General features: G+C 71.4%; 24 protein-coding genes. 12 read left to right on the top strand and 12 right to left on the bottom strand.

What is annotated here, in order from left to right; all coding sequences use genetic code 11:
• Positions 1 to 172 precede the first annotated feature (172 nt).
• Both ACFP2E_RS01055 and ACFP2E_RS01050 read left to right on the top strand, forming a co-directional pair.
• Positions 173 to 1,624, top strand: coding sequence for a hypothetical protein (locus tag ACFP2E_RS01055; protein WP_378521776.1), 1,452 nt, complete (start codon positions 173 to 175; stop codon positions 1,622 to 1,624).
• A 14-nt stretch (positions 1,625 to 1,638) separates the two neighbouring features.
• Positions 1,639 to 1,782: a hypothetical protein gene (locus tag ACFP2E_RS01050; protein ID WP_378521775.1), complete on the top strand. Its 144-nt coding sequence runs from the start codon at positions 1,639 to 1,641 to the stop codon at positions 1,780 to 1,782.
• Between the two features lie 13 nt (positions 1,783 to 1,795).
• On the opposite strand, the gene ACFP2E_RS01045 is transcribed toward ACFP2E_RS01050, so the two are convergent.
• The 11 genes from ACFP2E_RS01045 to ACFP2E_RS00995 all read right to left on the bottom strand — a co-directional run bounded on the left by ACFP2E_RS01045 (position 1,796) and on the right by ACFP2E_RS00995 (position 10,297).
• Positions 1,796 to 2,200, bottom strand: a complete 405-nt coding sequence (locus tag ACFP2E_RS01045) for a RidA family protein (RefSeq protein ID WP_378521774.1) — start codon at positions 2,198 to 2,200, stop codon at positions 1,796 to 1,798.
• Between the two features lie 105 nt (positions 2,201 to 2,305).
• Positions 2,306 to 2,953, bottom strand: coding sequence for a GNAT family N-acetyltransferase (locus ACFP2E_RS01040; RefSeq protein ID WP_378521773.1), 648 nt, complete (start codon positions 2,951 to 2,953; stop codon positions 2,306 to 2,308).
• A 19-nt stretch (positions 2,954 to 2,972) separates the two neighbouring features.
• Positions 2,973 to 3,635 (bottom strand): class I SAM-dependent methyltransferase, encoded by a 663-nt coding sequence (locus tag ACFP2E_RS01035; protein WP_378521772.1) that lies wholly within the window; start codon positions 3,633 to 3,635, stop codon positions 2,973 to 2,975.
• A 4-nt stretch (positions 3,636 to 3,639) separates the two neighbouring features.
• The gene (locus ACFP2E_RS01030) at positions 3,640 to 4,059 is read right to left on the bottom strand and encodes a metal-sulfur cluster assembly factor (protein ID WP_378521771.1); all 420 of its coding nucleotides are present in this window, start codon (positions 4,057 to 4,059) and stop codon (positions 3,640 to 3,642) included.
• Positions 4,052 to 4,507 (bottom strand): Fe-S cluster assembly sulfur transfer protein SufU, encoded by a 456-nt coding sequence (sufU, locus tag ACFP2E_RS01025; RefSeq protein WP_378521770.1) that lies wholly within the window; start codon positions 4,505 to 4,507, stop codon positions 4,052 to 4,054. The genes ACFP2E_RS01030 and sufU overlap by 8 nt, the downstream gene beginning before the upstream one ends.
• 4 nt (positions 4,508 to 4,511) lie before the next feature.
• Positions 4,512 to 5,801, bottom strand: coding sequence for a cysteine desulfurase (locus ACFP2E_RS01020; RefSeq protein ID WP_378521769.1), 1,290 nt, complete (start codon positions 5,799 to 5,801; stop codon positions 4,512 to 4,514).
• A gap of 1 nt (position 5,802) precedes the next feature.
• Complete coding sequence (sufC, locus tag ACFP2E_RS01015) at positions 5,803 to 6,576, bottom strand: Fe-S cluster assembly ATPase SufC (RefSeq protein ID WP_378521768.1); 774 nt, start codon at positions 6,574 to 6,576, stop codon at positions 5,803 to 5,805.
• 38 nt (positions 6,577 to 6,614) lie between these two features.
• The gene (locus ACFP2E_RS01010; protein ID WP_378521767.1) at positions 6,615 to 6,950 is read right to left on the bottom strand and encodes a non-heme iron oxygenase ferredoxin subunit; all 336 of its coding nucleotides are present in this window, start codon (positions 6,948 to 6,950) and stop codon (positions 6,615 to 6,617) included.
• The gene (gene sufD / locus ACFP2E_RS01005) at positions 6,950 to 8,131 is read right to left on the bottom strand and encodes a Fe-S cluster assembly protein SufD (protein ID WP_378521766.1); all 1,182 of its coding nucleotides are present in this window, start codon (positions 8,129 to 8,131) and stop codon (positions 6,950 to 6,952) included. The genes ACFP2E_RS01010 and sufD overlap by 1 nt, the downstream gene beginning before the upstream one ends.
• A gap of 58 nt (positions 8,132 to 8,189) precedes the next feature.
• Entirely contained in the window at positions 8,190 to 9,608 is a 1,419-nt protein-coding gene (gene sufB / locus ACFP2E_RS01000) for a Fe-S cluster assembly protein SufB (RefSeq protein WP_378521765.1), read from the bottom strand.
• Positions 9,605 to 10,297, bottom strand: a complete 693-nt coding sequence (locus ACFP2E_RS00995; RefSeq protein ID WP_378521764.1) for a helix-turn-helix transcriptional regulator — start codon at positions 10,295 to 10,297, stop codon at positions 9,605 to 9,607. Before ACFP2E_RS00995 ends, sufB begins: the two co-directional genes overlap by 4 nt.
• A gap of 205 nt (positions 10,298 to 10,502) precedes the next feature.
• Between ACFP2E_RS00995 and ACFP2E_RS00990 the strand changes: the two genes are divergently transcribed.
• From ACFP2E_RS00990 to ACFP2E_RS00965, 6 genes are all read left to right on the top strand, one after another.
• A complete protein-coding gene (locus tag ACFP2E_RS00990) occupies positions 10,503 to 11,396 on the top strand; it encodes a lysylphosphatidylglycerol synthase domain-containing protein (protein ID WP_378521763.1) in 894 nt (297 codons plus the stop codon).
• A 106-nt stretch (positions 11,397 to 11,502) separates the two neighbouring features.
• Positions 11,503 to 12,279: a phosphatase PAP2 family protein gene (locus ACFP2E_RS00985; protein WP_378521762.1), complete on the top strand. Its 777-nt coding sequence runs from the start codon at positions 11,503 to 11,505 to the stop codon at positions 12,277 to 12,279.
• Positions 12,276 to 12,929, top strand: coding sequence for a glycerophosphodiester phosphodiesterase (locus ACFP2E_RS00980; protein WP_378521761.1), 654 nt, complete (start codon positions 12,276 to 12,278; stop codon positions 12,927 to 12,929). The genes ACFP2E_RS00985 and ACFP2E_RS00980 overlap by 4 nt, the downstream gene beginning before the upstream one ends.
• A 29-nt stretch (positions 12,930 to 12,958) precedes the next feature.
• The gene (locus ACFP2E_RS00975; protein WP_378521760.1) at positions 12,959 to 13,897 is read left to right on the top strand and encodes an ABC transporter ATP-binding protein; all 939 of its coding nucleotides are present in this window, start codon (positions 12,959 to 12,961) and stop codon (positions 13,895 to 13,897) included.
• Positions 13,894 to 14,676: an ABC transporter permease gene (locus ACFP2E_RS00970; protein WP_378521759.1), complete on the top strand. Its 783-nt coding sequence runs from the start codon at positions 13,894 to 13,896 to the stop codon at positions 14,674 to 14,676. The genes ACFP2E_RS00975 and ACFP2E_RS00970 overlap by 4 nt, the downstream gene beginning before the upstream one ends.
• A gap of 2 nt (positions 14,677 to 14,678) precedes the next feature.
• Positions 14,679 to 15,536 carry a heme A synthase gene (locus ACFP2E_RS00965; RefSeq protein ID WP_378521758.1) on the top strand — a complete coding sequence of 286 codons (858 nt, stop codon included), beginning with the start codon at positions 14,679 to 14,681 and terminating at the stop codon, positions 15,534 to 15,536.
• A gap of 21 nt (positions 15,537 to 15,557) precedes the next feature.
• Here the strand turns inward: ACFP2E_RS00965 and ACFP2E_RS00960 are convergent, their stop codons facing one another.
• A complete protein-coding gene (locus ACFP2E_RS00960) occupies positions 15,558 to 16,502 on the bottom strand; it encodes a heme o synthase (RefSeq protein WP_378521757.1) in 945 nt (314 codons plus the stop codon).
• Positions 16,503 to 16,622: 120 nt separating this feature from the next.
• On the opposite strand from ACFP2E_RS00960, the gene tkt reads away from it, so the two are divergent.
• Genes tkt through zwf form a run of 4 tightly spaced genes read left to right on the top strand, consistent with a single transcriptional unit; the run spans position 16,623 to position 23,072 of the window.
• Positions 16,623 to 18,749, top strand: coding sequence for a transketolase (gene tkt, locus ACFP2E_RS00955; RefSeq protein WP_378521756.1), 2,127 nt, complete (start codon positions 16,623 to 16,625; stop codon positions 18,747 to 18,749).
• Between the two features lie 20 nt (positions 18,750 to 18,769).
• Complete coding sequence (gene tal / locus ACFP2E_RS00950) at positions 18,770 to 19,888, top strand: transaldolase (protein WP_378521755.1); 1,119 nt, start codon at positions 18,770 to 18,772, stop codon at positions 19,886 to 19,888.
• Positions 19,885 to 21,537, top strand: coding sequence for a glucose-6-phosphate isomerase (gene pgi / locus ACFP2E_RS00945; RefSeq protein WP_378521754.1), 1,653 nt, complete (start codon positions 19,885 to 19,887; stop codon positions 21,535 to 21,537). The genes tal and pgi overlap by 4 nt, the downstream gene beginning before the upstream one ends.
• Positions 21,534 to 23,072 carry a glucose-6-phosphate dehydrogenase gene (gene zwf / locus ACFP2E_RS00940; RefSeq protein ID WP_378521753.1) on the top strand — a complete coding sequence of 513 codons (1,539 nt, stop codon included), beginning with the start codon at positions 21,534 to 21,536 and terminating at the stop codon, positions 23,070 to 23,072. Before pgi ends, zwf begins: the two co-directional genes overlap by 4 nt.
• Positions 23,073 to 23,078 lie beyond the last annotated feature (6 nt).

The following is a 23,078-nucleotide window of genomic DNA, read 5'->3' as shown; positions in this document are numbered from 1 at the left end:
AAGATAACCCGCGCCCCGCCCGAACACCCGGCGTGTTGAGCACCGGCTCCGGCAGCTCCCACTGCTCGTCGGTCAGCCTCGGGGGGACACGCCCGCTGAGGGGAGGTCATGTCTCCCACATACTGGTCGGCAACCTCTTGCCTACTCGAACATTTGTTCGATACAATCAGGCATGGATCTCGGGACCATCGACTCCCTCGACGCGGCGGCCACGCTGGCCCTCGCGGAGGAGCTGGTGCTCGAGCGGCGCCGGGCCGAGCTCGCCGACCTGCGGGTCGTCTCCCACTGGGCCGCCCTCCACTCCACCGACCCACGCGGCGGCCGGGACAGCCGGCGGGTGTGGTGCGGTGAGGACCGCCTGGTCGACGTCGGCGGCGAGGGCACGCCGCGGGTGCGGGAGCTCTGCCTCGCCGAGCTCGCAATCGTGCGCGAGGTCCACGTCCTCTCCCTGCGCGCCACCATGGCCGACGTGCTCGACCTGCAGCACCGGCTCCCGACCTGCTGGCGGCTGGTCGAGGAGCTCCAGGTCGACGCCTGGGTCGCTCGCCGGGTCGCCGTCAGGACGCGCGCACTCCCCCGCGACGCCATGCCGCTGGTCGACGCCGCGGTGGCCGACGTCCTCGCGACGGAGTCCCCGTCGCGGGTCTTCGACGTCGTGGACGCCAAGGTCATCGAGGCCGACCCGCAGGCACACTCCGACCGTGTGGCGGAGCAGAAGCACCGTCGGTTCGCAGGCCTCACCCGCTCCGACGGGCTGGGCCACCGTTGCCTCGTCGCGCGGATGTCCCTGGGGGATGCCGCACGACTCGACGCCATGGTCGACCGGGTCGCGGATTTGCTCACCACGCAGCACCCCGAGGCCGGCAAGGACGAGCGGCGCTCGATCGCGCTCGGCTGGCTGGCCCGGCCGCTCGACGTCCTGCGGCTCCTGCTGGAGAACGGCGAGGACCTCGGCGACGACGACCGCGAGCTGCTCGCGACGCTGCAGGCGATGGACGGCCCGACCCGTGACCGGCTGCGGCCGCGCGCGGTCCTCCACGTCCACCTCCACCAGGCTGCGCTCGAGGGTCCGGCCGGTGCGACCGCCCGCTGCGAGGGCCTCGAGCCGCTGCTCGCAAAGCAGGTCGCGGACCTGCTCGGGCACGACCGCGTCACCGTCCTTCCGGTCCTCGACCTGAACGACCGGGTGGCGGTGACCAGCTACGAGCACCCCGAGTTCCTCAAGGACCGGGTCTGGCTGACCAGCCCGGGCGACCGGTTCCCCCACGCCACCGGTGGCCGCCGCCACTCCGTCGACTTCGACCACCCGACAGAGTTCCGGGCGCGGGGCCCAGCCGGACAGACCGGCACCCACAACTCCCAGCCACTGAGCCGCCGCAGCCACCGCACCAAGACCCACCTGCCCTACAAGTGCCGACAACTCGGGCCGGGCGAGTACGTCTGGCGAACACCCCACGGCCACTACCGGCTGGTCGACCACCGCGGAACCCACCACCTCCCCGAGGACCTCGGGTCGGGGCTGCTGTCCGACGACGCCCTCGACTACTCGCTGTCGAGGCTGATGCTCGACCACCACCTCGACCGGCTTCCCGCGCGGCACCGACCGGAGGCGCAGCCGGCGTGACAGCATCGGGGGTCATGGACGACATGGACTGCGACAACTGCGGCGCGCGGATGCGCTGGGAGACCTCCCACTCGCGGTGCGACCGGTGCGGCTACATCCGTCCGTGCTGCGAGGGCGCACCCGTCACGGCGAGCTGCGTGGTTCCGGCTGACAAGTAGCCGACGCCACAGGTCAGAGGTGGGCCGTCACCTCGATCTCCACCAGCAGCTCCGGCATCACCAGGCCCGCGCACTGGATCAGTGACTGCGCAACCTCGTTGCCACGGCCGCCGTACACCTCGTCCCGCATGGCGGCGTACGCCTCCCAGGGAGCGTCCGCGCTGCCCGCCGGCATGGACATGTCCGTGACGAAGACCGTCTCCTTGACGACGTTGTCCAGGTCGGCGCCGAAGCCCGCCAGCACCTTTCGGATGTTCTCGTAGGCGCGCTGGTTCTGCTTCATGAAGTCGCCCGCGTGGACCGGGTTGCCCTCGTCGTCGACGCTCACCGCCCCGGACAGGTGGATCACGTCCCCCACGCGCACCCCGTCGGGAATGATCGCCTTGAACGGCCCGTCAGCGATGACCTGCCTGTCCATCCTCGCCACCCTCTCCGTGGTCGGTCGTCCGTTCCCACGTTGTCAGGCGGGTGAGCGATGGGCCATGGTCCGAACAGTCCGGGTCGGTCTGGGGACAGAGCCGAGTCAGACGCCGAAGAGGGTGCGGCTCGCCTCGAAGCCCAGGACCGACACCGGCGGCCGCTCGGGGGCCAGGGACCGCCACCGCTCACGGGTGAGGCGGAGCCGGTCCGACACGAGGACCTCGTCCCCACGCGCATCCCGCGAGATGCCGTCGCGCTCGTAGCCGAGCTTGCGGGAGACGCCCTGCGAGGCGTGGTTGTCCGGGAACACCTCGGTCACCGCCGACTCCGCGCCGAGGTGGTCGAAGGCCAGGGTCAGCACGCCGGCACGCGCCTCGGTCCCGAGGCCCTGGCCGTGGTGCGGGAGCCCGAGCCAGGAGGTGGTCGTCACCTCGCGGACCACCGGGAACTGCCGGGCACGCAGGGAGACGAGTCCCACGGGACGGTCACGGTGGAAGACGGCGAGGGCGAGGCGCCACTGCTCGGTCTCCCAGGCGCCGAGGGCGTCCCAGTGTCCCTGCATCACCCAGCGGGCGCGGTCCTCCGGGCTGCCCTCCGCCCATGGCGTCAGGAACGGCCGTTCGTGCGGCTCGTGGACGCCCGCGGCGGCCACCTCGCTGAGCTCCGCGATCTCGTGGTCGCGGGCCAGTCGGAGCGTCAGGCGAGGAGTCTCGATCGTCAGCCCGAAGAGGGGCCAGGCCGTGGTCAGCACGGCCGACACCCTCCCACGCTCACCGCACCCGCGCGAGCGTCACCCCGTCGGCGATCGGCAGCATCACGAGCGAGACCCGCTCGTCGGCGGCGAGCTTCTCGTTGAGCGCTCGCAGCGCGGCCGTGTCCGTGTCGTCCACGGAAGGGTCGGCGACCTTGCCGCCCCACAGGACGTTGTCGATCGCGATGAGGCCGCCGGGGCGGACGAGGCGCAGCAGCCGTTCGTAGTAGCCGTCGTACCCGGTCTTGTCGGCGTCGACGAACGCGAAGTCGTACGACGCGGACTCGCCGTCGGCGATCAGCGCGTCGAGGGTCTCAGCCGCGGGGCCGATCCGCAGGTCGACCTTGTCCGCGACACCGGCCGCCTCCCAGTGGCGCCGGGCGACCGAGGTCCACTCCTCCGAGACGTCGCAGCAGACGATCCGGCCGTCGTCGGGCAGCGCCAGGGCGACGGCCAGCGAGGAGTAGCCGGTGAACGTCCCGACCTCGAGGCAGCGCCGGGCGCCGGTGAGCTCGACCAGCAGCGCGAGGAACGCGCCCTGCTCGGGCGCGACCTGCATCCGGTGCTGCGGCAGCGCGGCGGTCTCCCCGCGCAGCCGGGCGAGGACCTCGACCTCGCGCGTCCCGACCCGGCGGACGTAGTCCGCCAGGTGGTCGGCGAGGCCGAGCGTCCGGTCAGCCATCGGCTCAGACGTTGAAGCCGAGCGCCCGCAGCTGCTCGCGACCGTCCTCGGTGATCTTGTCCGGGCCCCACGGCGGCATCCAGACCCAGTTGATGGCGACGTCGTTGACGAGGCCCTCCAGCGCGGAGTTGGTCTGGTCCTGGATGACGTCGGTCAGCGGGCAGGCCGCCGAGGTCAGCGTCATGTCGATGACGGCGTTGGTGTCCTCGTCGAGGTGCACGCCGTAGACGAGGCCGAGGTCGACGACGTTGATCCCGAGCTCGGGGTCGACGACGTCCTTCATCGCCTCGGTCACGTCGTCGACGGTCACCGTCGAGGTGCCGACGGGCGCGGTGGCCGTGCCGGCCTCCGGCACCTCCGGCAGGTCGCCGTGGTCGACGGCGGTCTCCGGGGTCTGGCCGGTCTGCTCGGTCTGGTCAGCCATTGCTGCTCTCCTCCAGTACTTGGGTCGTGGCGTCCTTCCAGGCCATCCACGACAGTAGTGCGCACTTCACGCGGGCCGGGAACTTGGCGACGCCCGCGAAGGCGATGCCGTCCTCGAGCACGTCCTCGTCGGGCTCGACGGTCCCCTTGCCCTGCATCACCTCGAGAAACGACTGGTGGATCGCCATCGCCTCCTCGACCGACTTGCCGATGACGAGGTCGGTCATCACCGAGGTGGAGGCCTGCGAGATCGAGCAGCCGACCGCGTCGTACGACACGTCGGAGACGACCCCGTCCTCGAGGTGCACCCGCAGGGTGACCTCGTCCCCGCACGTGGGGTTCACGTGGTGGACCTCGGCCTCGAAGGGCTCCCGCAGGCCCGCGTGGTGCGGGTTCTTGTAGTGGTCGAGGATGATCTCCTGGTACAGCGCGTCCAGTTCAGCGGACAAAGGATCAACCCACCTTGAAGTAGGAACGGGTGTACTCGAGGCCCTCGACGAGCGCGTCGATCTCGGCCGGCGTCGTGTAGAGGTACGACGACATCCGGGTCGAGCTCTGGACCCCGAAACGGGCGTGGGCGGGCTTGGCGCAGTGGTGCCCGGCGCGCACGGCGATGCCGCGCGAGTCCAGCACCTGCGCCACGTCGTGCGGGTGGACGCCCTCGATCTCGAAGCTGACCGCTCCCCCGCGCTCGGCGGCGTCGGTCGGCCCGAGGATCCGGACGCCCGGCACGGACGCGAGCCCCTGCAGCGCGTACGCCGTGATCGCCTGCTCGTGGCGGTGCACGGCGTCCATGCCGAGGTGGCCGAGGTACTCGACCGCGGCGCCGAGGCCGACGGCCTCGACGATCGGCGGCGTGCCCGCCTCGAACTTGTGCGGGATCCCGGCGTACGTCGAGCGCTCCATGCGGACGGTCTCGATCATCTCGCCGCCGCCGAGGAACGGCGGCAGCTGGTCCAGAACGGCCTTGCGGCCCCACAGCACGCCGATGCCGGTCGGACCGACGACCTTGTGGCCGGTGAAGGCGGCGAGGTCGACGCCCGCCTCGGCCATCGCCGTCAGGTCGACCGGCAGCTGCGGCACGGCCTGCGAGGCGTCGACGACCACGAGCGCACCGACCTGCTTGGCGCGCCGGGCGATCTCGGCGACCGGGTTGACGGTGCCGAGCATGTTGGACACCCAGGTCAGCGAGACCACGCGGGTGCGCTCGGTGATGAGGTCGTCGATGTTCGACAGGTCGAGCCGGCCCTCGTCGGTCAGCCCGAACCACCGCAGCGTCGCGCCGGTCCGCTCGGTGAGCAGCTGCCACGGCACGATGTTGGAGTGGTGCTCCATCTCGGTGATGACGACCTCGTCGCCCTCACCGAGCGACCCGACGCCGTCCGCCCAGTCGCCGCGTGCCCACGCGAGCGTGTTCGCCACCAGGTTGAGCGCCTCGGAGGCGTTCTTGGTGAAGATCACCTCGTCGCGGCTCGGGGCGTTGACGAACGACGCGACCTTGTCGCGCGCCTCCTCGAACGCCTGCGTCGCCTCCGCGCCGAGCGTGTGCATGGCGCGGGCGATGTTGGCGTTGTGCCGCTCGAGGTGGTCGACCATCGTGTCGATCACCACCTGCGGCTTCTGCGAGGTGTTGGCGCTGTCGAGGTAGACCAGCGGGTGCCCGCCGGCCACCGACCGCGTCAGGATCGGGAAGTCCTTGCGGACCACCTCGAGCTCCGGGAGGAGACCCTCCAGGCGGGTCATCTCAGACCGCCGTGCGGGTGTACTTGTCGTAGCCCTCGGCCTCGAGCTGCTCGGCGAGCTCGGGCCCGCCCTCCTCGGCGATCTTGCCGTCGACGAAGACGTGGACGAAGTCCGGCTGGATGTAGCGCAGGATCCGGGTGTAGTGCGTGATCAGCAGGACGCCCTTGCCCTCCTGCTCGCGGAACCGGTTGACGCCCTCGGAGACGATCTTCAGCGCGTCGATGTCGAGGCCGGAGTCGGTCTCGTCGAGGATCGCGACCTTCGGGTTCAGCAGCTCGAGCTGGGCGATCTCGTGACGCTTCTTCTCACCACCGGAGAAGCCCTCGTTGACCGAGCGCTGCGAGAACGACGCGTCGAGGTTGAGCCGCTCGAGGGCGCCGTTGACGTCCTTGACCCAGGTGCGGAGCTTGGGGGCCTCGCCGTCGATGGCGGTCTTCGCGGTCCGCAGGAAGTTCGCGACCGAGACGCCGGGCACCTCGACGGGGTACTGCATCGCGAGGAAGAGGCCGGCGCGGGCGCGCTCGTCGACGGACATCTCGAGGACGTCCTCGCCGTCGAGGGTCACCGAGCCACCGGTGATGGTGTACTTCGGGTGGCCGGCGATGGAGTAGGCCAGCGTGGACTTGCCGGACCCGTTCGGACCCATGATCGCGTGGGTCTCGCCGTCCTTGATGGTCAGCGTGACGCCCTTGAGGATCTGCTTTTGACCGGTGCCGTCCGCAGTGTTGTCAGCGTCGACCGAGACGTGCAGGTCCTTGATCTCCAGCGTGCTCATCAGTTCGTGTCTCTTTCCTGTGTTCGAAGTCTGGGGGGTCAGCCGGGCTGGACGCCGTTGAGCGGGTTCTCGACGTCGACGTAGACGTCGCCGTCGCGCACCTCCACGGGGAAGGTCGACACCGGCTCGGTGGCGGGCGGCCCGATCGGCTTGCCCGTGCGGAGGTCGAAGCGCGAGCCGTGCAGCCAGCACTCGATGGAGCAGTCGGCGACGTCGCCCTCGCTCAGCGCCACCGCGGCGTGCGAGCAGAGGTCCTGGACGGCGAAGTACTCCTCGCCCTCCCGGGCGATCGCCAGGTCGAGGTCGCCGACGGTGACGCCGAGCGCCTCGTCGGCCGGGACCTCGCTCGTGGTGCAGACGCGCTCGAAGGCCATCAGGCGTCCGCCTTCAGCACGTTCTTCGCGAGCTCCTCCTCGACCGTGGCCAGCAGCCGCTCCTCGAGCGGCTCGAGGCCCACCTTGCGGATGAGGTCGTTGAAGAAGCCGTGCACGACGAGGCGGTGCGCCTCCTTCTCCTCCACGCCGCGCGAGCGCAGGTAGAAGAGCTGCTCGTCGTCGAACCGGGCGGTCGCCGACGCGTGGCCCGCGCCCTCGATCTCGCCGGTCTCGATCTCGAGGTTCGGCACCGAGTCGGCCTGGCAGCCGTCGGAGAGCACGAGGTTGCGGTTCTCCTCGTAGGTCTCGATGCCCTCGGCGACCTTGCGGATCAGCACGTTGCCGACCCACACGGTGTGGGCACCCTCGCCCTGCAGCGCGCCCTTGTAGAGCACGTGGCTCTTGGTGCGCGGCGCGGTGTGGTCGGCGAAGAGGCGGTGCTCGAGGTGCTGGCCCTCGTCGGCGAAGTAGAGGCCGAGCATCTCCGCGTCGCCGCCGGGACCGGCGTACCGGACGTTGGAGTCCATCCGGACCACGTCGCCACCGAACGAGATCGCGACGTGCTTGTACGTCGCGTCGCGGCCGACGCTCGCCTCGTGGTGGGTCAGGTGGACCGCGTCGTCGGCCCAGTCCTGCAGCGAGATCACGTTGACCTGGGCGCCGTCGCCGACGACGACCTCGACGACCTGCGCCATCGAGGAGTGGCCGGTGTGGTTGAGCACCACGATGGCCTTGCTGTGGCGGCCGAAGCGGAGGACGATGTGGCCGGCCTCGGTGACCTCGGCGTTCTCGCCGGTCAGGTCGACGGTGATCGGCTCGGCGACCACGAGGTCGTCGGGCACGTCCACCAGGAGGGTGTCGGGCACCTCGGCCAGCACGCGGGCCGCGAAGCGGGTGTTCGGCACGAGGCCGCTCACGCCGCGCAGCGCACGGGCCTCGTCGCCACTGACGCCCTCGACCCGGACACCCTCGGGGGTGTTCCAGGTGCAGGCGGTGGCGCTGGGCATGAACTCGGCGTCGGCGTGCAGGCCGCGGAGCCGCTTGAGCGGGGTGAACCGCCAGATCTCCTCACGGCCCGTCGGGACGGCGTGGTCCGCGACGTCGAAGGAGCCCTCCGGGTGGAGGTGGCTCTCGACCTTGGTGGTCTCGATCGCCTCGGCAACAGCCGGGGTGTCGGTCACAGTCACAGGTTCTGCTTTCTGGTCGTCGATCGGTGGTGGCAGCGGGGCTGGTACGGCGTCAGCCGACCGCGCCCTCCATCTGCAGCTCGATCAGGCGGTTGAGCTCGAGGGCGTACTCCATCGGCAGCTCCTTGGCGATCGGCTCGACGAAGCCGCGGACGATCATCGCCATCGCCTCGTCCTCCTCCATGCCGCGCGACATGAGGTAGAAGAGCTGGTCGTCGGAGACCTTGGAGACGCTCGCCTCGTGGCCCATCGACACGTCGTCCTCGCGGATGTCGACGTACGGGTAGGTGTCGGAGCGGCTGATCTGGTCGACCAGCAGCGCGTCGCACAGCACGTTCGACTTCGAGCCGTGGGCGCCCTCGTTGACCTGGATCAGCCCGCGGTACGACGTCCGGCCACCGCCGCGCGCCACCGACTTGGAGAGGATCGAGGACGAGGTGTGGGGCGCCGCGTGCACCATCTTGGCGCCGGCGTCCTGGTGCTGGCCCTCGCCCGCGAAGGCGATGGACAGCGTCTCGCCCTTGGCGTGCTCGCCCATGAGGTAGACGGCGGGGTACTTCATCGTCACCTTGGAGCCGATGTTGCCGTCGACCCACTCCATGGTGGCGCCGGCCTCGCAGGTCGCCCGCTTGGTGACGAGGTTGTAGACGTTGTTCGACCAGTTCTGGATGGTCGTGTAGCGGCAGCGGCCGCCCTTCTTCACGATGATCTCCACGACTGCGGAGTGCAGCGAGTCGGAGGAGTAGATCGGCGCGGTGCAGCCCTCGACGTAGTGCACGTAGGCGTCCTCGTCGACGATGATCAGCGTCCGCTCGAACTGGCCCATGTTCTCGGTGTTGATCCGGAAGTAGGCCTGCAGCGGGATGTCCACGTGGACGCCCTTGGGCACGTAGATGAACGAGCCGCCGGACCACACCGAGGTGTTGAGCGCGGCGAACTTGTTGTCACCGACCGGGATGACGGTGCCGAAGTACTCCTTGAAGAGCTCCGGGTGCTCCTTCAGCGCGGTGTCGGTGTCGAGGAACAGCACGCCCTGCGCCTCGAGGTCCTCACGGATCGAGTGGTAGACGACCTCGGACTCGTACTGCGCCGCGACGCCGGCGACGAGGCGCTGCTTCTCCGCCTCCGGGATGCCGAGCTTGTCGTAGGTGTTCTTGATGTCCTCGGGGAGCTCCTCCCACGAGGTCGCCTGCTTCTCGCTGGAGCGCACGAAGTACTTGATGTTGTCGAAGTCGATCGTCGACAGGTCCGAGCCCCAGGTCGGCATCGGCTTGCGCTCGAAGAGCTTCAGGCCCTTCAGCCGGAGGTCGAGCATCCACTGCGGCTCGTCCTTCTTGGCCGAGATGTCGCGGACCACGGCCTCGTTCAGACCACGCTGCGCGGAGGCGCCGGCGACGTCCGGGTCGGCCCAGCCGAACTCGTAGCGGCCGATGCCCTGCAGCTCGGGGTTCAGCTCTTCAATCGAGGTCATGTGGTGACCCGCTCCTTCTGGTTGGTGAACGTGGCGGCCGACGGGATGCAGGTGGTGCACACCCCGTCACCGTGGGCGATCGTGGCGAGGCGCTGGACGTGGTGTCCCAGCACGCGACCGATGGCCTCGGTCTCGGCCTCGCAGAGCTCGGGGAACTCGTGGGCCACGTGGGAGACCGGGCAGTGCTGCTGGCACAGCTGCTCCCCCACGGGTGCGTCCTTGACGGAGGCGGCGTACCCGGCGTCGCTGAAGACCCGGGCCAGTACCTCGACCGGGCTCAGCTCGGGGTGCTCCGCGGAGACCGTCTCGAACCTCTCCTCGACGAACGCCACGCGACGGTTCGCGAATTCCCGGACGGCCTCCTCGCCGCCGGTCTCGCGCAGGAACCGCAGCGCCTGGTTGGCGAGGTCGTCGTACTGCTGCTCGAAGTGGTCGCGCCCCGCCTCGGTGAGGGCGAACACCTTCGCCGGGCGGCCGCGGCCCCGGGTGGTGCCGTGGCGCGGCTCCCGCGCCTCGAGCGTCCCCTCGTCGAGCAGCTGGTCCAGGTGGCGGCGCACCGCCGCCGGGGTGATGTCGAGACGCTCGGCGAGCGCCGCGGCGGTGGAGGGCCCGTTGACCAGGATCGACCGCACGACGCGCTCACGCGTCGGCTGGTCGTGCACCTGGGGGTGCCGGTCCTCGAATTCCACAACGCCAGTGTGCTGTTAATGCGCCGGGGCGTTCAAGTAAGGGTCGCCTAAAGGTGGGGTCGCAGCCGTGCGACGTGCGCCACACCGGCCCGCTCGGACCGTCCCGACGGCCCGTGATCCCGGTCTCGAAGATTGGGTGAGGCCTTGGCGGACATGCTGAACTCGACAGGTCCCGCCCCCGAGACCGCCTTCGGAACCGCACGCCGTGACCCTGCCTCCGCGCCTCCACCGTGTCATCCACTCCCGGACCGTCCTGCTGCTCGGCGTCGCCGTCAGCATCCTCGTCCCGGCCCTCACGCTGCCCCGGCTCCCCGACGTGAGCCTCTGGCCGGTGGCGCTGGGCCTCCTTCCCTGGGTCGTCGGGAAGTACGTCCTGTGCCCGCTGCGCTGGCGGGTGCTCACGGACGCGGGACTGTCGCGCCGCTGGCACCTCCGGGCGTACGCCGAGTCCGAGCTGCTGGGCCTGCTGACCCCGGGCCACGTCGGCGCGGACGCCTGGCGGGTCCACCGGCTGCACGGCACCGGCATGCGCCGTCCCGACGCGATGCTCAGCGTCGGCGTCGACCGGCTGGTGGGCGCCCTCGGTCTCGCGGCGTTCGTGGTGCTGGCCGGGACCACCCTGCCCGTCCAGTACCTGCTGGTCGCCGGCGCGGTCGGCGTCGGCCTGCTCGGCGTCGGGCTGCTGCTGCGCCGGTTCCGGCCGCAGCTGCTGCCGCAGCGCCCGCTACCGCGCCCGCGCCAGCTCGCGCACGGGCTGCTGCTCTCGACCGGCTACCAGCTGAGCATCGCGGCACTGCTGTTCGGCACCGTTGCGGCCACCGGCCACGAGCTGTCCCCCTGGGCGCTCCTCGGCGCGTTCGGTGCCAGCCAGCTCGCCGGCGCGCTGCCCGGACCCCACGGCGCCAGCCCCCGCGACGGCGCGCTGGTCGTCGCCCTGGCCGCGATGGGCGTCCCGTGGGCGGCCGCGGCCGCGGCCGTCGCCGTCAAGGCAGCCGTCGCGTGGCTGCCCGCGCTGCTCCTCGGCGGCGTCAGCCTGGTGCTGACCCGTCGCGCCGGGCGCCGGGCGCTGGGCGGCGCGCCGGCGCCCGCCGCCGCCTGAGCCCCGGGCCCGAGTCGGGACCTTCGCCCCGTCACGCATGCGCCGCCCGTCACGCACGATGGCCGGAGGCGCGGGGGCCTGACGGACGGGACTGGGAAAGGGACAGATGGACATCTCCACCCGGGGGGTCGTCGACGTCTCCCGGGCCGTGCGACGCTCGCCCGTCCTGTGGGTGACGACCCAGGCCGTGGTGGTGGTGCTCGGTGTCTTCGTCTACTTCCGCACCCGCGGCCTCAACGAGGGCTCGTCGGCAGTCGCCGAGGCCCACGCCCGCGACATCGTGGCGCTGGAGCGGACGCTCGGCATCCACGTCGAGGCGGAGCTGCAGGCGGTGGTCGCACCGTCCGCGACCCTCGAGACGTTCGCCAACTGGGTCTACATCTGGGGCCACTGGCCGGTCATCGTCACCACCATGGTGTGGCTGGTGTGGCGCCACCGCGACGTCTTCCTCCGGCTGCGTGACGGGATGCTGGTCTCAGGGGCGCTCGGACTGGTCGTCTTCGTCACCTACCCCGTGGCGCCGCCTCGGCTGATGGACCTCGGGCTCGTCGACACCGTGACCGAGAGCTCGCAGGCCTACCGCGTGCTGCAACCGCCCGCGTTCACCAACCAGTACGCCGCCATGCCGAGCCTGCACTCCGGCTGGGACCTGCTGGTGGGCATCGCCATCGTCACCGCGGCCACCACCACCGCGCTCAAGGTCGTGGGCTACACCCTGCCCGTGCTCATGGGGTTGGCGGTGGTCGCCACCGCCAACCACTACGTGCTCGACGTGGTCGCCGGGGTGGCGCTGGCACTGCTGGGCCACGTCGCCGCCCTGTACCTCGAGAGGCGCCGTCACCGGCGCACGGGGCACCGACCCGGGCACGGGGCACCCTCATGACGCCGCTGGCGGTGGCCCACCGGGCCGGCAACTCGCTCGCCGGACTGCACGCGGCCCGCGAGATGGGGGTCGACGTCATCGAGTGCGACGTCCGGGAGTACCGCGGCCGACTCGAGGTGCGCCACCTCAAGTCCGCGGGACCGCTGCCGTTCCTCTGGGACACCTGGGAGCTCGCCCCCGCGAGCGAACCGCGGCTCGGGCTGGAGGAGCTGCTGGCCGCGGACCACGCCGGCGTGACCCTCATGCTGGACGTCAAGGGACGCCGCCCGTCGACCGCGCGCCGGGTCGCCCGGCTGCTGCACGAGCGGGTCGAGCACCCGCTGCTGGTGTGCGGCCGCTGGTGGCCCACGGTGGACGCCGTGGGCGCCCTGCCCTACGTCTCGCCGGTCCTCTCCGCGCGCAACAACCGCGAGCTCACCCGGCTGCGGCGACGGCTGCGCGGACCCGAACGACCCCCGCACGGGGTCTCGGTGCACGTCTCGCTCCTCGACGACGAGGTCGTCGCGGAGCTGGCCGCACAGGTCGAGGTGGTGATGACCTGGCCGGTCAACGACGAGACCACCCTGGACGAGGTGCTGTCCCTCGGCGTCACCGGCATCATCAGTGACGAGCCTCACGTGCTGCACTCGCTGCTGGCCCGACGATCCTGAGGCGTGGCACCGCTTCCTAGACTGGTGCGGTGCCCGCCTCCTCCGCCGCCGTCGTCGTCGACGACCTGGTGATGCGGTACGGCGACAAGGTCGCCGTCGACCACCTCTCGCTCGAGGTGGAGCAGCACACCATCACGGCCGTCCTCGGCCCCAACGGCGCCGGCAAGACGACCACGCTGGAGACCTGCGAGGGCTACCGCAGCCCGCAGCACGGGACGGTCCGCGTGCTCGGCCTCGACCCGGTGCGTCAACGGCGCGACCTGCTGCCGCGGATCGGCGTGATGCTGCAGGCCGGCGGAGCGTGGAGCGGCGTCCGGGCCATGGAGATGCTGCGCCACGTCGCCCGGCTCCACGCCCACCCGCTCGACGTCGACATGGTCGCCGACCGGCTCGGCCTGGACGACTGCGGCAGCACGCCGTACCGGCGGCTCAGCGGCGGGCAGCAGCAGCGGCTCGGCCTGGCGCTGGCGGTCGTGGGCCGTCCCGAGATCGTCTTCGTGGACGAGCCGACCGCGGGCATGGACCCGCAGGCCCGCCGCGGCACCTGGGAGCTGCTGGAGGAGCTGCGCGGCGACGGTGTCACCGTCGTGCTGACGACCCACTACATGGACGAGGCCGAGCGGCTCGCCGACCGGATCCACATCATCGACCGCGGCCGGCTCATCGCGAGCGGCACGCCGCTGGAGCTGACCCGCGGCGGCCGCACGGCGACCATCCGGCTCGTCGTCACCAAGCCCTTCCCGCCCGGTGCGCCCGAGTCGTTGCGACTCGCCCTCGGCGAGGCCACCGAGGTGACCCAGCTCGACGAGGTGAGCCTGCTGGTGACCGGGCCCGCGGACGCCTCGACGCTGGCCAAGGTGTCCGCGTGGTGCGAGGAGACAGGGGTGCTGCCGGAGTCGCTGACGCTGGGGCAGCGCAACCTCGAGGACGTGTTCCTCCAGCTGACCGGACGGGAGCTCGAGTCATGAGCCGTCACGAGCCCGGCGCCGGCACCTTCGCCCCCCGGCCGGGCGCCGCGCCACTGCCGCGCCAGGTGGTCGCCCAGGCGGCGATGGAGTCGCGGCTGATGCTGCGCAACGGCGAGCAGCTGCTGCTGGCGGTCGTGATCCCGGTGATCGTCCTCGTCGGCGGTGTCGCCGGCTCGGACCGCCTCGGTCTCGACTTCTCGCGCCCGGCGGTCGACGTCTTCACTCCCGGCGTCCTGGCGCTGGCCGTGATGTCCACGGCCTTCACCTCGCTGGCCATCGCGACCGGCTTCGAGCGGCGCTACGGCGTCATCAAGCGCCTCGGCGCCTCCCCGCTGCCGCGCGCCGGCCTGCTCGCCGGCAAGGTGCTGGCGCTGCTGCTCGTGCAGGGGCTCCAGCTCGCCGTGATCGTCCCCGTGGCGCTCGTCCTCGGCTGGTCGCCGGAGATCGCCCCGCTGGGCGCGCTGCTGGCGCTGGTCCTCGGCACGGCGGCGTTCGCCTCACTGGGACTGCTGCTCGCAGGCGCGCTCCGCGCGGAGGCCACGCTGGCCGCCGCCAACCTCGTCTACCTGCTGCTGCTTGCCGGCGGCGCGGTCGTGCTGCCCTCGTCGGCGTACGGCGCGTGGGGCGGCGTCACCCCGTGGCTGCCGTCCGGCGCGCTCGGCGACGCCATGCGGGCCGCCCTGACCGACGGCCGCACCGACTCGGCCGCTCTGCTCGTGCTGCTCGTCTGGGCGGTCGCGGGCACGGCCCTTACCACGAGGACCTTCCGGTGGGAGTGAGAGTGCCCCAGCTGGCCGGCCGCGTGAAGGCGCTGGCCTGGGCGACCCTGGCCGCCAACATCATGATCGTGGTCACCGGTGGCGCCGTCCGCCTCACCGGGTCCGGCCTGGGCTGCCCGACCTGGCCGCGATGCACCGAGGAGTCGTTCACGCCGCACGGCGAGATGGACATCCACTCCGCCATCGAGTTCGGCAACCGGCTGCTGACCTTCGTCCTCGTGGCGGTCGCCCTGCTCACCTTCATGGCCGCCTGGCAGACCGGCCGGCGCGAGCTGCGCCGGCTGGCCCTCGTGCTGGCCCTCGGCATCCCCGCCCAGGCGGTGATCGGCGGGATCACGGTCCTCACCGACCTGAACCCGTGGATCGTCAGCCTGCACCTGGTGCTGTCCCTCGGGCTGATCGGGCTCGCGGTGCTCTTCCTGCGCCGCATCGACCAGTCCGCCCCCGTGGTCCACCACGGGCCGCTGCTGACCCTCGCCTGGCTGACCTTCGCCGCCGGCTGGGTGGTGCTCTACATCGGCACCATCGTGACCGGCGCCGGGCCGCACGCCGGCGACGCGGACTCGCCGCGCAACGGCCTCGACCCGCTGCAGCTCAGCCAGCTTCACGCAGACGCGGTGTTCCTCTTCGTCGGTCTCACGGTCGGCCTGCTGCTCGCCGTGCGCGTCGCCGGGCGCAGCGGCGCCGTCGCCACTGCCGTGGCAGCCCTGCTCGGGATCCAGCTGGCGCAGGGCCTCGTCGGGTTCGTGCAGTACTACACCGACCTGCCCGAGCTGCTCGTCGGGATCCATCTCTTCGGCGCAGCCGTCATCTCCGCCGCCATGACGCACGCCGTGCTCGAGGTGCGCGAGGGCCGCTGACGGCCCACCGACCCGCGGGGGTCAGCCCCCGAGCAGCGGGTCTAGCGCGACCGCGACGAAGAGCAGCGACAGGTAGAGGTTGCTGGAGTGGAACAGCCGCATCGGCTGGATCCGGCTCAGGTCCTCGGTGCCGCGGGTGCGGCCCCACATCCGGTGCGCCTCGACGAGGAACACCGCGCCCAGCACCGCGGCGGCGGCGGGGTAGAACGGGCCGGTGCCGGCGACCGGCCACAGCAGCAGCGAGGTCGCGACCATCACCCACGAGTAGAGGACGATCTGCTTGCCGACCTCGCGGGCGGAGGCGACCACGGGCAGCATCGGCACGTCGACGTTGGCGTAGTCCTCGCGATAGCGCAGCGCCAGCGCCCAGGTGTGGGGCGGGGTCCAGAAGAAGACCACCATGAAGAGCACCACGGGCACCCAGGAGAGCTGGTTGGTGACCGCGGTCCAGCCGATGAGGGCCGGGAAGCAGCCGGCGAGGCCGCCCCAGACGATGTTCTGCGTCGTCCGGCGCTTGAGCACCATCGTGTAGACGAGCACGTAGAACGCGTTGGCCAGGAGCGCGAGACCGGCCGAGAGCCAGTTCACCCAGACGGCGAGGATCACCGTCGACAGCACGCCGAGCGCGAGGCCGAAGACCAGCGCGGATCGCGGCGAGACGATGTGGCGTGGAAGTGCCCGGCGTCGGGTACGGCGCATCTGCTCGTCGATGTCGCGGTCGTAGACGCAGTTGAGCGCCGACGCGGAGCCCGCGGAGAGGGTGCCGCCGACGACAGTGGCGACGACGAGCCACAGCTCGGGGACGCCCCGGGCGGCGAAGAACATGACCGGCACCGTCGTGAGGAGGAGAAGCTCGATGACCCTGGGCTTGGTCAGGCCGACGTACGCCGCGACGACGTCACCGACGGTCGCGCGAGTCGGCTCTTGCTGCTCGACAGCGGAGGCCGACTGGCCGACATGCGTCACGGGGAACCTCGGGTGGGGGTGCGTCAGGTGCGGCTCGCAGTCTATCGCCCCGGGTCGATAGGCTCGCGGGGACTCGACGCCCCCGCCGCCGTCGGTGATCTGCAACACGAGAGGACCCCCGTGACCCAGCTGAACTGGACCGACCTCGACGCCAAGGCAGTCGACACCTGCCGGGTGCTCGCCATGGACGCCGTGCAGAAGGTGGGCAACGGCCACCCCGGCACCGCCATGAGCCTGGCGCCGCTCGCCTACCTGCTCTTCCAGAAGAAGATGCGGCACTCCCCCGCCGACCCGACGTGGGCCGGCCGGGACCGTTTCGTGCTCTCGTGCGGCCACTCGAGCATCACGCTCTACACCCAGCTGTACCTCGGTGGCTTCGGCCTCGAGCTCGACGACCTGAAGGCGCTGCGCACCTGGGACTCCAAGACCCCGGGCCACCCCGAGCACGGCCACACCGCCGGCGTGGAGACCACCACCGGGCCGCTCGGTCAGGGCGTCGCCAACGCCGTCGGCATGGCCATGGCCGCCCGCCGCGAGCGCGGCCTGCTCGACCCCGACGCCGCCGAGGGCGAGAGCCCCTTCGACCACCACGTGTACGCCGTCTGCAGCGACGGTGACCTGCAGGAGGGCGTGAGCGCCGAGGCCTCGTCCCTCGCCGGCCACCAGCAGCTCGGCAACCTCACGGTGGTCTACGACGACAACCGGATCTCCATCGAGGGCGACACCGACATCGCGTTCAGCGAGGACGTCGCGAAGCGCTACGAGGCCTACGGCTGGCACGTCCAGACCGTCGACTGGACCGGCGACTCGGACGAGTACGCCGAGGACGTGCCGGCGCTCTGGGAGGCGCTGGAGGAGGCCGACCGGGTCACCGACAAGCCCAGCCTCGTCGTGCTCCGGACGATCATCGCCTGGCCCGCGCCGAACGCCCAGAACACCGGCGCCTCGCACGGCTCCGCCCTGGGCGACGACGAGGTCGCCGCCACCAAGGAGATCCTCGGCTTCGACCCGAGCAAGACCTTCGACGTCCCCGACGAGGTGCTCGCCCACACCCGCTCGCTGGTCGAGCGCGGCCGGGAGGCCCAGAAGCTGTGGCAGGAGCAGCTCGACGGCTGGGCCGCCAGCAACCCCGAGCGCAAGGCGCTGCTCGACCGGATGTCCTCGCGGACGCTGCCCGCGGGCTGGGCCGACGCGCTGCCGTCGTACGACGCGGACGCCAAGGGCGTCGCCACCCGCAAGGCCTCGGGCGCCGTGCTCTCCGCCGTCGCGCCCGTCCTGCCGGAGCTGTGGGGCGGCTCGGCCGACCTCGCAGGCTCGAACAACACCACGCCCAAGGGCGAGCCGTCGTTCATCCCCCAGGAGCGCTCGACCGGCGACTTCCAGGGCGACCGCTACGGCCGGGTGCTCCACTTCGGCATCCGCGAGCACGGCATGGCCTCGATCATGAACGGCATCGCGCTGCACGGCGGCACCCGCGTGTACGGCGGCACCTTCCTGGTGTTCTCCGACTACATGCGCCCCGCGGTGCGGCTCGCCGCGCTGATGGGCCTGCCGGTCACCTATGTCTGGACCCACGACTCGATCGGCCTCGGCGAGGACGGTCCGACGCACCAGCCCGTCGAGCACCTCGCGGCGCTGCGCGCCATCCCGGGCCTCGACGTGGTCCGCCCCGCCGACGCCAACGAGACCGTCGCCGCCTGGCAGGCCGTCCTCGAGCGGACCGACCGTCCCGCCGGCCTCTGCCTCACCCGCCAGGACGTCCCGGTGCTGCCGCGCGGCGCGGGCGAGGACGGCGCCCAGTGGGGTGGCGTCGAGGGCGTCCGCCGCGGCGGCTACGTCCTGCTCGACGCGCCGCAGCTCGAGGACCGCGACGGCACCCCCGACGTGGTGCTCGTCGCGACCGGCTCCGAGGTCCAGCTCGCGGTTGAGGCGCGCAGCCTGCTCCGCGAGCAGGGCGTCGCCGCACGCGTCGTGTCGATGCCGTGCCGCGAGTGGTTCGACGAGCAGGACCAGGCCTACCGCGACAGCGTCCTGCCGCCGCTGGTCAGGGCCCGGGTGAGCGTCGAGGCCGGCGTCGCCCAGGGCTGGCGCGAGGTCGTGGGCGACCACGGCCGCAGCGTCTCGCTCGAGCACTTCGGCGCCTCCGCCGACTACGCCACGATCTTCGAGCAGTTCGGCATCACCGCGGACGCGGTGGTGCTCGCTGCGCAGGACAGCCTTCGCTCCGTCGAGAAGGCAGCACGCTGACCCGGGAAGGGAGCACCACCATGTCCGACACCTTCGACCGTCTCCAGAAGCTCAGCGAGGCCGGAGTCTCCGTCTGGCTCGACGACCTGTCGCGCGAGCGGATCGAGACCGGCAACCTCGCCGACCTCATCAAGGACCGCTCCGTCGTCGGGGTCACCACCAACCCGACGATCTTCGCCGCCGCGGTGGCCGACGGCGAGCGCTACGACGACCAGGTCCGCGAGCTCGCCGGCCGCGGCACCGACGTCGACAGCGCCGTCTTCGAGCTGACCACCGCGGACGTCCGCGCCGCGTGCGACGTCCTGCGCCCCGTGTTCGAGGCGACCGGTGGCGTCGACGGCCGCGTCTCCATCGAGGTGGCGCCGACGCTGGCCTTCGACACCGACGGCACGCTCGCCTCCGCCAAGGAGCTGTGGTCTGCCGTCGACCGCGAGAACCTCTTCATCAAGATCCCCGCGACGACCGAGGGGGCGCCGGCGATCACCGACGCCCTGGCCGAGGGCATCAGCGTCAACGTCACGCTGATCTTCGGCCTCGACCGCTACCGCTCGGTGATGGAGGCCTACGTCGCCGGTCTCGAGAAGGCGCACGCCGCGGGCCGCGACCTCTCGAGCATCCACTCGGTCGCGTCGTTCTTCGTCTCCCGCGTCGACACCGAGATCGACAAGCGGCTCGAGGCGATCGGCACCGACGAGGCGCTGGCGCTGCGCGGGAAGGCCGGCGTCGCGAACGCCCGGCTCGCCTACCGCGCCTACCGCGAGTTCTTCTCCGGCGACCGCTGGCAGGCGCTGGCCGAGGCCGGCGCCAACACCCAGCGTCCGCTGTGGGCGTCCACGGGCGTGAAGAACCCCGACTACCGGGACACGATGTACGTCTCCGACCTCGTGGTCGCCAACATCGTCAACACCATGCCGGAGAAGACGATGGAGGCCTTCGCCGACCACGGCGAGGTCGACGGCGACCAGGTCACCACGCAGTACGACGACGCCGAGCAGGTGATGGCGGCGCTCGCGGAGGTCGGCATCGACTACGACGACGTCATCGCCACCCTGGAGCAGGAGGGCGTCGACAAGTTCGTGGCGTCGTGGGACGAGCTGCTCGAGACCGTGCAGGGCCAGCTGGAGGCGGCGAAGCAGTGAGCGACGCGCCGGTCGACGCCAGCACGACGCAGGCGTGGGGACGGCTGGCCCGCCTGGCCGACGGGTTCGCACCCGACCTCCGGGCGCTGCTCGACGAGCCCGGGCGGGTCGAGCGGCTGACGCTCGGGGCCGCCGACCTCCACGTCGACCTCTCCCGGAACCTGGTCGATGACGACGTCCTGGCGGCGCTCCTCGACCTCGCCGGCGAGGTCGGGCTCCTGGAGCGCCGCGAGGCGATGTTCCGCGGCGACCACATCAACGTGACCGAGGACCGCGCAGTCCTGCACACCGCCCTGCGGCTGCCCGCCGACGCGAAGCTCGAGGTCGACGGGCAGGACGTCGTGACGGACGTCCACGAGGTCCTCGGACGGGTCTACGACTTCGCCGGGCGGGTGCGCTCGGGCGAGTGGACCGGCGTGACCGGCGAGCGCGTCCGGACGGTCGTGAACATCGGCATCGGGGGCTCCGACCTCGGACCGGTGATGGCCTACGAGGCACTGGCGCCGTACGTGCAGGACGGGCTGGAGTGCCGGTTCCTCAGCAACATCGACCCCACCGACGCGGCGCGGACGCTCGAGGGGCTCGACCCGGCCACGACGCTCTTCATCGTCTCCAGCAAGACGTTCACCACCCTCGAGACGCTGACCAACGCCCGGCTCTGCAAGGCGTGGCTGCTGGACGGGCTGTCGGGTCACGACAGCGGCGAGGCGGTCTCGCGCCACTTCGTGGCGGTCTCGACCGCCCTCGACAAGGTGGCCGACTTCGGCATCGACCCCGACAACGCGTTCGGGTTCTGGGACTGGGTCGGTGGCCGCTACTCGATGGACTCCGCGATCGGCGCGTCGCTGGTCGTCGCGATCGGTCCCGAGCGGTTCGCCGAGCTGCTGGCCGGGATGCACGCGATGGACGAGCACTTCCGCGCCACCCCGCTTGCAGGCAACGTCCCGGCGCTGATGGGGCTGCTCAACGTCTGGTACTCCGACTTCCTGGGCGCCGAGACCCATGCCGTGCTGCCCTACGCCCAGCTGCTGCACCGGTTCCCGGCCTACCTGCAGCAGCTCACGATGGAGTCCAACGGCAAGTCCGTGCGCTGGGACGGCTCGCCGGTCACGACCGGCACCGGGGAGGTCTGGTGGGGCGAGCCCGGCACCAACGGGCAGCACGCGTTCTACCAGCTCATCCACCAGGGCACGCGCCTCGTGCCGGCCGACTTCATCGCGTTCGCCCGCCCGGCGTACCCCCTGGCGGACGGCGACCAGGACGTGCACGAGCTGTTCCTCTCGAACTTCTTCGCGCAGACCAAGGCACTGGCCTTCGGCAAGACGCCCGACGAGGTCCGCGCGGAGGGGACCGACGAGGCGCTGGTCCCGGCACGCACGTTTGCCGGCAACCGTCCGACCACCTCGATCATGGCGCCCGAGCTCACCCCCGCCGTGCTCGGCCAGCTGATCGCGCTCTACGAGCACATCACCTTCGTGCAGGGCGTCGTCTGGGGCATCGACAGCTTCGACCAGTGGGGCGTGGAGCTCGGCAAGCAGCTGGCGCAGCAGGTCGCCCCGGCCGTCGGGGGCGACGAGGAGGCCCTCGCAGCACAGGACCCCGCCACCCGCTCCCTCATCGACTACTACCGGAGGCACCGCACTCGATGACGTACGTCAACCCGCTGCGGGACCCGCAGGACCGTCGGCTCCCCCGGATCGCCGGGCCCTGTGGCCTCGTGCTGTTCGGCGTCACCGGCGACCTGTCGCGCAAGAAGGTGATGCCGGCGATCTACGACCTGGCCAACCGGGGGCTGCTGCCGCCGGGCTTCAGCCTGGTCGGCTTCGCGCGGCGTGACTGGGCCAACCAGGACTTCGAGCAGATCGTCCGCGACGCCGTCAAGGAGCACTCCCGTACCGAGTTCCGCGAGGAGGTCTGGCGCCAGCTCTCCGAGGGTTTCCGGTTCGTGCCGGGCGAGTTCGACGACGACAAGGCGTTCGACCAGCTGCGGCGCACGATCGAGGAGCTCGACGAGGAGCGCGGCACCGGCGGCAACCACGCGTTCTACCTCGCCATCCCGCCGGGCTTCTTCGGCGACGTCGTCGGCCAGCTCAAGGAGCACGGCCTCGCCACGGAGCGCGACGGCAGCTGGCGCCGGGTCGTGGTCGAGAAGCCGTTCGGGCACGACCTCGAGTCGGCCCGGGAGCTCAACGAGGTCCTGGGCCAGGTCTTCCCGTCCGGCTCGATCTTCCGGATCGACCACTACCTCGGCAAGGAGACCGTCCAGAACATCCTCGCGATGCGCTTCGCCAACACCCTGTTCGAGCCGATCTGGAACTCCAACTACGTCGACCACGTCCAGATCACGATGGCCGAGGACATCGGCATCGGGGGCCGGGCCGGCTACTACGACGGGATCGGCGCCGCGCGCGACGTCATCCAGAACCACCTGCTGCAGCTGATGGCGCTCGTCGCGATGGAGGAGCCGACGTCGTTCGACGCCGAGGGCCTCCGATTCGAGAAGCAGAAGGTGCTGGCGAGCGTCCGGCTTCCGAACCGGCTCGACCTCACCACCGCCCGCGGCCAGTACGCCGCCGGCTGGGCGGGCGGCGAGAAGGTCGGCGGCTTCCTCGACGAGGAAGGGATCCCCGCCTCGTCGACCACCGAGACCTATGCCGCGGTGACGCTCCACATCGACTCCCGGCGATGGGCCGGGGTGCCGTTCTACCTGCGCACGGGCAAGCGGCTCGGCCGCCGGGTGACCGAGGTGGCCATCGTCTTCAAGCGGGCCCCGCACCTGCCGTTCGCGGCGTCCTCGACCGAGGAGCTCACCCAGAACGCCTTGGTGATCCGGGTTCAGCCCGACGAGGGCATGACCATGCGCTTCGGGTCGAAGGTGCCAGGCACCTCCATGGAGATCCGCGACGTCAACATGGACTTCGCCTACGGCGGCAGCTTCACCGAGGCCAGCCCCGAAGCCTACGAACGGCTGATCCTCGACGTGCTGCTCGGGGACCCGCCGCTGTTCCCGCGCCACGAGGAGGTGGAGCTGTCGTGGAAGATCCTCGACCCGATCCTCGACCACTGGGCGCGGCAGGACTCCTCGCGCAAGGGCAAGCCGGAGCCCTACCCGTCCGGCTCCTGGGGACCCGCGTCGGCGGACAAGATGCTGGCCCGCGACGGCCGGGTGTGGAGGCGACCGTGACGGCGG

The sequence above is a fragment of the Nocardioides sp. GCM10027114 genome (assembly GCF_042659625.1).
GTDB lineage: Bacteria > Actinomycetota > Actinomycetes > Propionibacteriales > Nocardioidaceae > Nocardioides.
Note: the sequence above shows the minus strand (reverse complement) of the source record. Positions and strands in the feature narration are given on the sequence as shown.